Source organism: Vescimonas sanitatis (assembly GCF_049060325.1).
Lineage (GTDB): Bacteria > Bacillota > Clostridia > Oscillospirales > Oscillospiraceae > Vescimonas > Vescimonas sanitatis.
The window spans coordinates 314892-326132 of the sequence record NZ_JBMGPW010000001.1 but is presented as its reverse complement, the minus strand read 5'-3'; the positions used below and the strand labels follow the sequence as shown (position 1 = coordinate 326132).

General features: G+C 65.3%; 13 protein-coding genes. All 13 read right to left on the bottom strand.

Annotation, left to right across the window (positions count from 1 at the left end; translation table 11 throughout):
- Positions 1-5 precede the first annotated feature (5 nt).
- Positions 6-1319, bottom strand: a complete 1314-nt coding sequence (locus ACOMDU_RS01755; protein WP_421128759.1) for a GumC domain-containing protein — start codon at positions 1317-1319, stop codon at positions 6-8.
- Positions 1320-1332: 13 nt separating this feature from the next.
- Complete coding sequence (locus tag ACOMDU_RS01750) at positions 1333-2016, bottom strand: peptidoglycan recognition protein family protein (RefSeq protein WP_421128758.1); 684 nt, start codon at positions 2014-2016, stop codon at positions 1333-1335.
- Positions 2006-2488 carry a phage holin family protein gene (locus ACOMDU_RS01745; protein ID WP_421128757.1) on the bottom strand — a complete coding sequence of 161 codons (483 nt, stop codon included), beginning with the start codon at positions 2486-2488 and terminating at the stop codon, positions 2006-2008. Before ACOMDU_RS01745 ends, ACOMDU_RS01750 begins: the two co-directional genes overlap by 11 nt.
- 23 nt (positions 2489-2511) lie before the next feature.
- On the bottom strand, positions 2512-2655 hold the full coding sequence (locus ACOMDU_RS01740) for a hypothetical protein (RefSeq protein WP_421128756.1): 144 nt from the start codon (positions 2653-2655) through the stop codon (positions 2512-2514).
- Complete coding sequence (locus tag ACOMDU_RS01735; RefSeq protein WP_421128755.1) at positions 2648-3295, bottom strand: carbohydrate-binding protein; 648 nt, start codon at positions 3293-3295, stop codon at positions 2648-2650. The genes ACOMDU_RS01740 and ACOMDU_RS01735 overlap by 8 nt, the downstream gene beginning before the upstream one ends.
- A gap of 3 nt (positions 3296-3298) precedes the next feature.
- A complete protein-coding gene (locus ACOMDU_RS01730) occupies positions 3299-3700 on the bottom strand; it encodes an isoaspartyl peptidase (protein ID WP_421128754.1) in 402 nt (133 codons plus the stop codon).
- Entirely contained in the window at positions 3697-4818 is a 1122-nt protein-coding gene (locus ACOMDU_RS01725; protein ID WP_421128753.1) for a reverse transcriptase domain-containing protein, read from the bottom strand. The genes ACOMDU_RS01730 and ACOMDU_RS01725 overlap by 4 nt, the downstream gene beginning before the upstream one ends.
- A 253-nt stretch (positions 4819-5071) precedes the next feature.
- The gene (locus ACOMDU_RS01720; protein ID WP_421128942.1) at positions 5072-5206 is read right to left on the bottom strand and encodes a hypothetical protein; all 135 of its coding nucleotides are present in this window, start codon (positions 5204-5206) and stop codon (positions 5072-5074) included.
- A gap of 65 nt (positions 5207-5271) precedes the next feature.
- A complete protein-coding gene (locus ACOMDU_RS01715; RefSeq protein WP_421128752.1) occupies positions 5272-5775 on the bottom strand; it encodes a hypothetical protein in 504 nt (167 codons plus the stop codon).
- A 72-nt stretch (positions 5776-5847) separates the two neighbouring features.
- The gene (locus ACOMDU_RS01710; protein WP_421128751.1) at positions 5848-6864 is read right to left on the bottom strand and encodes a DUF6273 domain-containing protein; all 1017 of its coding nucleotides are present in this window, start codon (positions 6862-6864) and stop codon (positions 5848-5850) included.
- A gap of 4 nt (positions 6865-6868) precedes the next feature.
- The gene (locus ACOMDU_RS01705) at positions 6869-8665 is read right to left on the bottom strand and encodes a hypothetical protein (RefSeq protein ID WP_421128750.1); all 1797 of its coding nucleotides are present in this window, start codon (positions 8663-8665) and stop codon (positions 6869-6871) included.
- 12 nt (positions 8666-8677) lie between these two features.
- Positions 8678-10561 (bottom strand): hypothetical protein, encoded by a 1884-nt coding sequence (locus tag ACOMDU_RS01700; protein WP_421128749.1) that lies wholly within the window; start codon positions 10559-10561, stop codon positions 8678-8680.
- A 3-nt stretch (positions 10562-10564) separates the two neighbouring features.
- Entirely contained in the window at positions 10565-11227 is a 663-nt protein-coding gene (locus ACOMDU_RS01695; protein WP_421128748.1) for a hypothetical protein, read from the bottom strand.
- Positions 11228-11241: the final 14 nt, after the last annotated feature.

The following is an 11241-nucleotide window of genomic DNA, read 5'->3' as shown; positions in this document are numbered from 1 at the left end:
TCCTGTCAGCTTGTCCAGCCGTTCTGCCTCATGGTCGCCGCGAGGTCGTTCTGCTGTGCCGTGCTCAGCTGCCCCCACGCCTGCTGGATAAGGCGGTTGGCCACGCCGGTCATACCGCGGGAGGCGTACAGCATGATGTTATTCTTCACGGCGTTGTAATTGCCGAGGCCGGTGCCGGCCCCTGCGGCGCTGCCCTGCTCCTGCGTGGCCACCCCGCCTCCGCCGTAGGACTGATAGCTCGCGGTGCCGCCGGCGGACTGCTGGCGGGCAGCCATGCGCTCCTGCAGATAGCTCCGGTACTCGCTCTGTACCTGGCTGAGGTAGTTTGCCATCTGCTCCGCGATCTGCGCGTCGCCGGACAGCCGGGCTGCCGTGATGGCCTGCCGCAGCTGCGCCATCGTGTCGTTGTACTGTGTCTCAAGGTCGGTGAGGTCGTTCTGATAGTCGGCCTCCGCCGCGATCCGCTGGCTGTCCGCCATGCCGCCGTACACGCCGCTTGCCGCCAGCTCCTGTTCCATGTTCCGCTGGGACAGCATTTTGTTGATGTACGCCCGGCGCGCCGCTTCCTCATGACTGGTGCCCGCCTGCTCGATCTGGCGGTTGTAGTCGTTTACGGCCTGCTGCACCTGCGCGTTGACGGCATCGCGGAGCCGCCGCTCATAGTCGGTGCCGCCCATGCGGTCCAGGAAGTTCTCCCACGACATATCGCCGTTCAGCTCGTCCTGCGCCAGTGCCTCCCGGTAGGCGTTCCACGCCTCGGCGGCGCTCATGCCGCCCGCTGCCGCCTTGGAATTCGCGCCCCACAGGCCGTCCGCGGTGGTTCCGTAGTATTCCTGCATCTGCCGGACCTGGTCAGCGCTCAGGCCGCCGTTGTTGTAGCCGCTGCCGGAGGAGCCGCTGGAACTGCCGTAGCTTCCACCGTAGCTCCCGCCGGAGTAGCTGCCCTGCGCCACGTTCTTAGCAGCATCCTTCACCGCACCGGCGATGGCCCCGGCCACGCCGCCGGCAAGGCTCCCGCCGGAACCGCTGCTGCCGCTGCTTTTGGTAGTGCCGCCGGAGGAGCTCGTATCCTTCGCTACGCCGGTAAGACGCCCCACCTGTACGGTCTTATAGCCCGGAGGCGCAGAGACCGCTCCCTTGCCCCCGCTGGAGGATCCGCCCTTGATCCCGGTGCCCACGCTGCCGGAGACAGCGCCGGTCAGCGCGCCGTTGATACTGCCCCCGGCTTTGGTGCCTCCCAGGTTGTTCCCGGTACCGGTGGTCTTGTTATTCTTGTTCCTATTGGTGGTCTGGATGATGTTTCCGTTGTACCTTGCCATATCCCTTACCTCCTTACGTCCTCAGCAGGGCCGTCCATGTGTCCTTGCCCACGATGCCGTCAACGGCCAGCTTGTTGGCTGTCTGGAACTTCTTGACCGCCTTCTCCGTGGCCGCGCCGAAATCACCGTCCGCGCCGTATACGCCCACGCTGTAGCCCCAGCCGATCAGCGTCCGCTGCAGCAGCTTCACCTGCTGGCTCTTGCTGCCCTTGGCCAGCATATACAGCGCCAGCGTGATATTCACGCAGGGCTCCTCCGGCGTACCGTAGGCGATGGCCTCGAAGGGGAAGTTGTCGCCGGGGCACCCGGTGGCGTTCACGTCCCGGTGCTTCTGCACCTTCGTGATGCCGTACTTCTGCTTCAGATAGGCCACCAGCTCCGCGCCCGCTGCCCGCTGGGCCTCCGGCATGGCGGTCTCCGTCATGTAGTTGCCCTCGAAGCACACGCCGATGCTGTCGTAGTTGTTGTTGCCGGCGTGGGCGCCCACCGTGTCCTCCGGACGGCCCCGGTAGACGGAGCCGTCCTTGCGGACAAAGAAGTGGTACCCGATGCCCACCCAGCCGTTGGCCAGGTGCCAGCTGTGGATCTGCTGCGCCGTGCAGATTTTAGCCGCTGCGTGGTGCAGGATGATCCGCGTGGTGGCGGCCCGCTTCATCAGTGAGCCGTTCCACTTGTAGTCCACCTCGTTAATTTTCATCGTTCGCGCCCTCCGTGTCCGCCGCCACAGTCTCCGCGTGGCTCTCGGTAACGTTCTTCAGCTTTTTAATGAGCGTCACCAGGAACTTCGGCACCGGCGCGCCGATGGCCGCCACGTTCTCGAGAATGGAGATCAATTCGTTAATGATCAGCCATGCGATCACAATAGCTGCGATGAGGAAATCCACGTTGATGTGGATGCCCACCTGCTCCATGCCGTAGCGCAGCAGATAGTCCGCGCCCATCGCCACCAGCACGATCACAAGATAGCCCACCTTCTTGATGATGCCTTTGATGCCCGTCCGGCTGCACAGCTCACCGGCAGACCACGCCTTGGCCATCCCCGTGCCGTAGTCCACCACCATGGCGATCACCAGCACGATCAGGGGGATAAAAAGCTGCACCATATAGGCGCTCAGCACGCCCAGCGCGGCGGCCGTCACCGCAGCAATAGGGTTCATAGTCTCTTTCATGTCTCGCTCCTTTCCGCGCCCGGTCAGGGCGCTTTCGTCATGTCCTCCGCCCCTGTGGCAGCGTCCAGCTCCCGCAGCAGCGCTTCCTTCGTCTGTTCATCTCGTATCACGGCCACGGCGCGTTCCACCAGGCAGCACAGCGCCTCAATGACCTCCAGCTCACCCATCGGCGTTCTCCGTCCAGCCGTACACGCCAGGCTCCCACACGTTGTTGGCCGCGTCGCTGGTCCAGTGCTTGCCGTTGTGGCTCACTCTGTCCCCGGCGCTGTAGGCATCGTGCGCGCCCGTGGGCTGGCTCCACGCCGGCCATGCCTCCGCTGGATCCGCCGCCACCGCCCACAGGGACGCTGCCTTGTCCGGCTCCCAGCCGGTCTGGGACGTGTGGGCCTGTACGCAGCGGTACAGCTTCTCTCCGTAGTTGCGGAGCTGGCCCACCGTATAGGCCACGCCTGCGGTCCACGCGGCGAACATCGTCCGGTGTTCTCCCGCCGTCACGGCGTCGATGGTCCCCGCCTCCGCCAGCGTCACAAAGGCCACCTCTGTGGCCGCCGTCTGCACGGCCAGCCGGCTCTCCAGCGCGTCCACCTTCTCCCGCAGGTACGGCACACTCTCCACGACTTCCGCCGCGACCTCCTCCGTGCCCTCCATGGGCGTCCGGTTGCTCAGGGAGTATACCACCCCGCCCAGCACGACGCCTTGCGCGTCAGCGGCATTACAGAGGCCGTAGCAGCCGTTTTCCTGCAGCTGTACCCATACCGGCCATTCCTGCGCGGCCACCTCCTGGCCGTCCCTTTTGAATACATACATGGTCTAGCGCTCCTTTCCCGCGCCCACCAGCGCGGCGATGTAGTTCAGATCTGCGATGGGTGCCTCAAAGAAGGCGTTGCCCCAGAGGAAGTGGTCCTCGTGGTCCGGGTGCCGGTACTTCCCGCACAGCTTGTCCGCCCACACCCGGTCCCATCGGGCCTGGTGCCCGGCGCCCCGGCGCTCCAGCGTCTTGCAGATGGCCTCCGTCAGCGCCCCGCGCCGCAGGCCCTGCCCATCGTCGTCCCGCTTGAAATGCTCATGGGCCCGCTGGCTCCCGGCCGCGCAGAGCTGCCGTCCCTGGTAGTACAGGAAGTCGCCCCGCCTCTCCAGCGCGGCGCCGTAGGGGATGTTCACCCTGCCGGATATGCCCTCGAACCGCGCCCGTCTGTGACATACATACCTCATGCTGCCCTCTCCTTTCGCAGCGCGCTGTGCAGCGCCCGCAGCGCTGTCAAGCGTCCGTTGTCGTTGTGCCTCTTGTAGTAGCCCTTGGCGCTCACGATCTGCGCCCTTACGCCCTCCCAGTCGCCCCTGGCGGCCAGCAGGCGCATTTTCCGCCGGCAGCGCCTCTGTGCGTCCCCGGTGCGGTGCGTCACCACCCGGCCCGTTTCCGTCAGCCGAAACTTCGTCTTGCAGTAGCGGAAGGGCCGCCGCAGCGGCGCATAGCGGCACTTCCTGCGGTTTACACGCAGCCCCAGCGCCTCGCACCGTGCGATGAACGCCTCCAGCACCGCCGCCGCGTCCACGCCCGGCGGTACCAGGATCACATAGTCGTCCATGTAGTGCTGCGCCTCCATGTGCATCTGGCACCGCAGCCAGTTGTCCACCGCCGACGGCAGAGCCACCATCTCCTGTTGGCTCTGCTCCATGCCCAGCGGCATACCCCGGCCCGGCTCAGTCTCCGGTGCCGTCAGCACCATCTCGTCCGCCAGTGCCCGGATGGGCCCCTCCGGCATATACCGCCGGTGGCGGTCCAGCAGTGCCCGGCGCGGCGCCGAGGGAAAGAACTCCTTAAGGTCGCACAGGATCACGCTGCCCTCCCGGCCATAGCGGCGGTAGTGCCGCATCAGCGCCCTTTTCAGCCGCCGGTAGGCGAACTCCAGGCCCTTGCCCTGCTGGCTGGCCCCGTTGTCGTAGATCATGGCGGGGCCGTAGCACGGCGCGAGGACAAACCGGCTGTGTGCCTTCTGCACCTGCCTGTCGTCCACATGGGGCGCGTCGATGGGCCGTACCTTGCCCCGTTCCATCACGGTGAAGTGTACCGGCCTCCGCTGCGGGTGCCATGCGCCGCCTTCCACCAGGCGGCAGCTCTGCGCTGTCCGCATAAACAGCTCCGCCTCAAAGGCCTGTATGCTGGTTTTCCACCGCACGCCCCGGCAGCAGTCCTTTCCGCATTGGTACATCCGGTCGAACCGGGCGATGTCCTCTATCGTGCCCAGCGCCGCCATGCGCCGCTGCCTGCGCTCCTGCCGCCGTGCCTTCCGTCGTTGATAGCGCCCCTCCCGGCGCTCCGCGCTTGTCATACGGTAGTCTCCCGGCAGCGTCGGGCCGTGCCGCCCGGCGTGTTCTCTGCTCTCCCGCGGCACATGAAACGGAGGTAGGCACATTCTCCGCCATGCAAGCGCCCGCCATAGTCCCGGCGGGTGTGCCGGAACGCCGTTCCTTGGCGTTCCAGCAAGCGTCCGTGCAGCGGTGCGGAAGACGGTTTCGGACGGCGTGCGCCGTCGCGGGAAGTGCCTCTCCTTTCGCGCAAGGTCCTGTTGCTGTTCGACCTGCTCACCCTCCAAGCGTAGAGGGGGCACGAAATCCGGGGGCCACGCCAAGCGAATTGCTGGCATTGTTGTTGTTCGCGGCGCCCGACGTGTTCACATTGCAGAAATTGTTGCTGTTGCTGGCATTCGGCGAGCGCAGCCAGGCATTGACCGCCGCCCGCCCTCAACACGACGGGGCACTTATTCAGAGACACACCCATACTCTTATGACTTCCTTTTCTTTTCCTGCGCCAGATACCGGCGCTTGTCGCTGTCGGCCACCGCCTCCAGCTTCTTACGCAGCGCCACGCAGTCGGCGCCCACGTCCGTTTCCATCCGGTGCAGCTTCTTCAGCGCCGCCTCGGCGCCCAGCGTAACGCCCTTGCCGTTGCGGAAGGCGCCCTCCGGGTTGGACCGCAGCACCTCATGTACCTTGTCCATGCGCTCGCCCAGCGCCTTGGCCGCAGCGTGGCAGCGCAGCAGGTACTCCCGCCGCAGCGCCAGCTTCTGCCCGTCGCTGGGGAACACGTCGTTGGCCTTCACGGCGTAGTCCTGTACCTCCCCGGCCAGCTCCGCCGTCGGTACGGCGATCAGCCGGCCGTACCGTGCGCTCATGCACGAGAGCAGGTCGATGACCTCTACATACAGCTTCTTGCTCAGCAGCACGAACTCCGGATCCCGCGGGTTGTTCGGATCCGGCTTCTGTCTCTTATAGGCCGGTACGCTCATTTTGGATACTTCTCCTTTCGCTCCCCCGGCTTTCGCCGGGGGATAGTCTGTCTGATGCCGGGCTTCGCCCGATCACGCGCAAAAGCCGGGGGCGACGCCACGCGAAAAGCTGGCAAAGTTGGTGTTCGCGGCGCCCGACGTGTTCACATAGCAGAAATAGGCGCTGCCGCTGGCATTCGGCGAGCGCAGCCAGGCAATGACCGCCGTGGTGGTCGCCGAGTGCTTGTAGAACACCTTGGGGTTGCCCGCCTTGAAGTAGTCGTACTGCGCCTGCTTACTTTGCTCGTCGCTGTTGGCATACGTCCGCGCGCCGAAGATCTCAAACTCCGCCATGAGGAACGTGTAATCCGTGGTGGCAGTCGCCATCAACGGCGAGTTGTTCTGCGTCCACTTCGTCACCGGCTTCATCACCGCCCGCAGGTCCTCCGGCAGCACCGCCATGAGACTGCCCTGCAGAGGGTTGTCCGGCGTGTTGCTGTTGCCCAGCACCGTATTCCGCATTCGGGAGGCCTCCCAGCCGCCGGAGTTGGTGTCCGTGGTGTTCATGGTGAAGTACGCGCCGCTGGTCTTGTGGTCGTACAGGTTGTCGCAGAAGGCCACCATCTTGGTTCCGATCTTGCCCATAAGGAAGTGGATGCGGTTGGTGCCCTCCACAGCGCTGTTATGGTCAAAGCCGATGATGAACGCCTTGACGGTCACATTGGACATGATGAGGTCCTGCCAGTTGCCGGTGAGCGTCACGTCCTTCGTGTCGCCCACGGACCAGTAGTTGGCCCCCTGCCCGGCATCCGATACCGCCTTGATCATCTCCCAGCTGTTGGTGTTCAGCTCCGCCGCCACGAAGCTGAGGGTAAGCTCCTGCGGCACCGTGGCCGTCTTCACGTCCGGCGTGGTGGTGCCATCCTTGCTGGCGCTCACCGTGTAGGTGCCCGCCTCGTCCAGCTCCAGCACCGCCTGGCCGTTCTCACTGACGGCACTCACCGCCACGCTGCCCTTTTTGGCAGTCACCGTGGCGCCGCTGTCCACGTTCACCACCAACTTCTGCGCGCCGTCCCCGGCGCCGCCGCCAAATCGAATGATAGTAGGCATTTCTTTACTCTCCCTCCTTGATGACACGGATGGGGATGTCCACGGTGGGCACCTTGCCGTAGGCCTTCAGCGTCATGCTGCCCGCCGCCTGTCCGCCGTCCGTGATGTTGGCCGCCTGCAATGCCTTCAGCTGCTCCGCCGTGATGTTCACCGCCGGCAGCAGCTCCTGGTAGCTGGTGGCCGTCACACCGGCGATGGCCAGCGTGTACACAAAGGGCGCTTCGCTGCCCGTCCAGCCGGACGCCAGCAGCGTGGCCGTCACCGTGGCCTTGGGGCCGGAGTAATCCGTGCCTTCCGCCGCCGCGGTCACGCCGCCGGCGCCGTCGCCCTTCAGCAGTCCGCTGGCCGTCACCTTGGCCTGAAAGTCAGCGGGCTTCTTGCCGCTGTCGGACAGATTGCCCGCCGCGTCCAGCGTGGCCAGGTTGCCCGCCGCCGCGGGCGCCGTCTTGTCCGCCTTGTTCCCGATTTTGGCCAGGTCGCTGTTGAACTGCGTCTCCGTGCCGGTGTAGCCGCCCTTGCTGGCGGCGGTGTAGGCGCTCTCGCCCGCCTCGCCCTGCGGGCCCTGGATGCCCTGCTCGCCCTGGGGGCCGGTCTCGCCCTGGGGGCCCTGGGGGCCTTCCGGTCCCTCCGGGCCGGTAGGGCCGGTGGGGCCCGTCGCGCCGGTAGCGCCGGTGTCTCCCTTTGCACCCTGGATGCCCTGTACGCCCTGCGGCCCCTGAGCGCCGGTGTCTCCCTTAGGACCCTGTGCGCCGGTGGCGCCGGTGGGGCCTTGTGGTCCCTGCGGTCCCTGAAGTTTGCCGAGGCTCACCCAGTCCGTGGACAGCTCCGACCATATAAAGATCTCGTCATTCTCTGCCGTCACCTGGTAGGCGTACTCGTTTCCGGTGGGGAACGCCTGCTTCAGCGCCGCCAGCGTCGGGTAGATGTCCTGAATGGTGAAGGACTTGCCGTCCTCGCCGGGATCGCCCTTCTGTCCCTGCGGTCCGGTAGGACCGGCAGGGCCGGTGGCACCGGTCGCGCCCTGCGGGCCGGTCTCGCCCTGCGGGCCCTGTATGCCCTGTGCGCCCTGCGCGCCGGCAGGACCGGCAGGGCCGGTGGCACCTGTGGCGCCGGTGGCACCCTTTTCACCCTTGGCGCCCTGCAAACCGCGGGGGCCCTGGATGCCCTGCGGGCCGGTGGCGCCCGCGGCACCCTGCAAACCCTGCACGCCCTGGGGGCCCTGTGGGCCGCGGATGTTGTAGGCGGGCGGCGGCGTGGCCGTTTCGCTCAGTACGAACGTCAGGTTGCCCAGTCCGTCCACCGCCGGATACCATGCCGCGCCCTGCGGCCCCTGGTCGCCGGTGTCGCCCTTCTCGCCCTTGTCGCCCTTCGCGCCGGTATCGCCCTTGTCGCCCTTTACGCCGGATACGATGGTGTAGGTGCCGTCGTCCGTCACCACGCTTGCCCCGCCGAACTTTAGCCGGCTCCGCTGCGGCATCTGCCGCCCCGCCGCGTCGTAGATCAGGTGCCCGGACGAGGCCACCTCCGTCCATGTCGCGCCGTCCGAGGATACCTCGATGTGCTCGTCCGCATTCAGCCGGATATACTTGATGTCCTCGCTGCCGTACTGGATGAGCTGCTCCACGCCCAGCGCGACCAGCGCGTCGATGAGCTTGTTGTGCCCGTCCCTCACCGGCCCGGAGGTGAGCCGGTCAAAGACCTTTTTGTTTTCCTCAGCCGTGCCGCTGAGTTGGTCCGGGGATGCCTGTACGCCTTTACTGGTAATGTCGGCATCCGTGATCTTGAAATCGCTCAGTACCATGTGTTCACCGCCTTATCTCCTGTAGTTGGTGCCCGGTTCCTTGTACTGCACGCCGAAGGCGTACAGGCCGAAGGGCTCGTTCACCTCGTCGTTCCGCAGCCGGAACCGCACCTTGTCCACCTTTTTCAGCTTCACTTTGCCGTACAGCGTGCGCGGCGTCTGATCTCCGCTGAAGGTGAACTTTCCGAAGTCGATGTACTCGAAGCTCAGATACCGGGCCTTGCTCTTGGCGTCGTACACCTGTTTCCAAATACCCCGCACCAGCGCGTAGATCTTCACGCCGGTAACAGGTGCCGCCGCCAGCCGGGCGGCCACACCTGTGAACGACTTTGTCTGGAAGAACAGGTTGCCGTCGAAGTCCGCAGTGTCCCAGTACGCCGTGATGGCCGCGCCGTCATCGTTGTAGCTGGCCGGGCTGTCCGGATCCGACGCGAACCGGCACAGTTTCCCGTCCGCCGTGCCGAAGCACAGTGCGCCGTCCTCGTCCGTGAACATGACGCAGGCCGGGATGTCCGGGAAGTAGTAGCACTCATACTGAAAGCTGCTGTAGGGGCTGTTTTTCTCGTAGGTCTTCTGCTGCAGGTCCAGCAGATACACCGTGCCGTCCAGCGCCATGGCGTAGAAGTCGCCGTAGATGCACGCGCTGGCCGCTCCGCGGTCCCCCGCCTCGCGGATGGCGCTGCCGATGTAGTAGCTGCGTTCCTGGCTGTACTTCTCCCCGGTCAGCTCCTCCGCCGTGATGGCGAACACGCCGCGGTCCGTCAGAAACAGCGGCTCCTTGTCCGTCCGGCAGAAGGTGTCCGGCGCCACCGCGTCCTGTCCGATGATGGTGTTGGTGATGCGGAACACCGCCTCGCCGTCCTCGTTCAGCGAGCCGGTACGCACCACCACGTTCCGGCCGTCGGCGCTGCCGGTGAGGAACGCCGCCAGCGTATTGCTGAGTACGGTGTAGCCCACCACCTCGCCGCCGTCGCGGGCGATCTTGGTGTAGTTGGTGTCCGGGAAAAAGGCCGGATCGTCGAACTCGCTGTAGAAGTCCGTGCCCTTTTTTTCGCTGTTCCCGCTGAGAAACGCCCGGTCCGTGGCGCCGCCCACGCCGTACACCGCCGGGATGGTGCAGTGGTTGATGGTGTCCGCGTACCCCTCCCGCGTCTTGGAGGCGGTGATGTGTACGTTGTCCTGTCCGGTCACCGGGCTCTCGCCCGGCGCGGTGTTGAACGTCACCTTCCCCGCTTGCCTGTCCACGGTGAAGTCCGTGTTTTCCACCTTGGCCACCCATTCGCCGTCGCTGTTCAGTACCTCTGCCGTCACAGGATCACTGTCCAGCCCCTCCGTGGTCAGCTGGTACACCGTGGCATCCTTCGTGCCGAGGAAGCTCTCCGTCCACTTCTTTCCGATGAGGTTCAGCCCCTGATAGGCCGTTCCACCGCCGGTGGGGCGGCGGGAGATGATGATCGTCGGCACCGTGGCGTTGTCGCTCACCGCCGAGAGCGTCGTGCCGTCATAGACGCGGTACACGCTGCCGTCCAGCAGATACAGCTTCTCATCAAACACGAAGCTGCGGCTCCTGGCGTCCGCCATGTCCCCTATGACCTCCAGCGTCCACGTGCCGTCCGTGTCGATGTTCCGCCGGTACAGTTTCCCGCCGGCGTGGACCAGTACCTCTCCGTTCAGCCGATGGATGCCGTTGATGGCCGCGTTGCCGTAGGCTGTTACCATCGTGGTGTAGCCGGTCCGCTTCCGGACCTTGCCCACCTGGTCGCGTATCATGTTGGGCGCCTCCGGGGACCGGGACTTGTCCACGTTGCTGGGGCTGTTGTTCAGGTCCACGCCCCGGAACGCCTCAATGACTATGCTGTACTTCTTGCTTGCCGCCGGTACCGTGAATTGTGCCATACCTTACCACCACCCTGTCGTATTACGAACACCAGCGGACCGGATGCCCGATCCGCTGGATGCGTAAGCCGTCTGCACCTTCACAAGACCGTCCTCGTATTCATTCCGCAGTATGGTCGCTATGGAGATATCGTCCTCCTTGTACAGCTCGGCCGCGATGTACAGCGGGATCAGTACAGCGGCCTCCGCCGCCAGGTCGATCTCCTCCTCGTCCGGCGTGTCCGCCGTGACGGTCTGCGGGTACGCCTTGTACCACAGCGTATAGGTGCCCACCACGCTTCCGGGGATGACGAACACGTCGTCACCCTCCATGCTCCAGTCCTCCGCGGTACCGTAGGCGGTGCCGTCGGCGAACATGACCTCGCTGCTGTTCAGGCAGCGGAAGCGCGGCAGGTAGTCCTGCAAGGGTATCTTGTAAAGGTCCTTTGTCTTGGGCAGGATCAGCTTCTCCGCCGTCACCACCGGCTCGTCGGTGTCGGCGTCGATCTCGATCTGCCACGACTTGAGGATGGGGCGGCCAACGGACGCGATCTGCTGCAGCGCCTCGTTGGCCTTGGCGGGCATGGCATTGATATACTCACGGTTGATGTCGTCCTCTGTCAGCACAGCGCCCTCGTTGGAGTACATGGTCTGCAGTGCAGCCAGTTTCACATCTCCCCATGTCATGCCGCCACCGCCTT

Bases quoted from the DNA above. Each gene is read 5' to 3' on its own strand.
- ACOMDU_RS01755 (WP_421128759.1), bottom strand. From the start codon at position 1,319: ATGGCAAGGTACAACGGAAACATCATCCAGACCACCAATAGGAACAAG.
- ACOMDU_RS01750 (WP_421128758.1), bottom strand. From the start codon at position 2,016: ATGAAAATTAACGAGGTGGACTACAAGTGGAACGGCTCACTGATGAAG.
- ACOMDU_RS01745 (WP_421128757.1), bottom strand. From the start codon at position 2,488: ATGAAAGAGACTATGAACCCTATTGCTGCGGTGACGGCCGCCGCGCTG.
- ACOMDU_RS01740 (WP_421128756.1), bottom strand. From the start codon at position 2,655: ATGGGTGAGCTGGAGGTCATTGAGGCGCTGTGCTGCCTGGTGGAACGC.
- ACOMDU_RS01735 (WP_421128755.1), bottom strand. From the start codon at position 3,295: ATGTATGTATTCAAAAGGGACGGCCAGGAGGTGGCCGCGCAGGAATGG.
- ACOMDU_RS01730 (WP_421128754.1), bottom strand. From the start codon at position 3,700: ATGAGGTATGTATGTCACAGACGGGCGCGGTTCGAGGGCATATCCGGC.
- ACOMDU_RS01725 (WP_421128753.1), bottom strand. From the start codon at position 4,818: ATGACAAGCGCGGAGCGCCGGGAGGGGCGCTATCAACGACGGAAGGCA.
- ACOMDU_RS01715 (WP_421128752.1), bottom strand. From the start codon at position 5,775: ATGAGCGTACCGGCCTATAAGAGACAGAAGCCGGATCCGAACAACCCG.
- ACOMDU_RS01710 (WP_421128751.1), bottom strand. From the start codon at position 6,864: ATGCCTACTATCATTCGATTTGGCGGCGGCGCCGGGGACGGCGCGCAG.
- ACOMDU_RS01705 (WP_421128750.1), bottom strand. From the start codon at position 8,665: ATGGTACTGAGCGATTTCAAGATCACGGATGCCGACATTACCAGTAAA.
- ACOMDU_RS01700 (WP_421128749.1), bottom strand. From the start codon at position 10,561: ATGGCACAATTCACGGTACCGGCGGCAAGCAAGAAGTACAGCATAGTC.
- ACOMDU_RS01695 (WP_421128748.1), bottom strand. From the start codon at position 11,227: ATGACATGGGGAGATGTGAAACTGGCTGCACTGCAGACCATGTACTCC.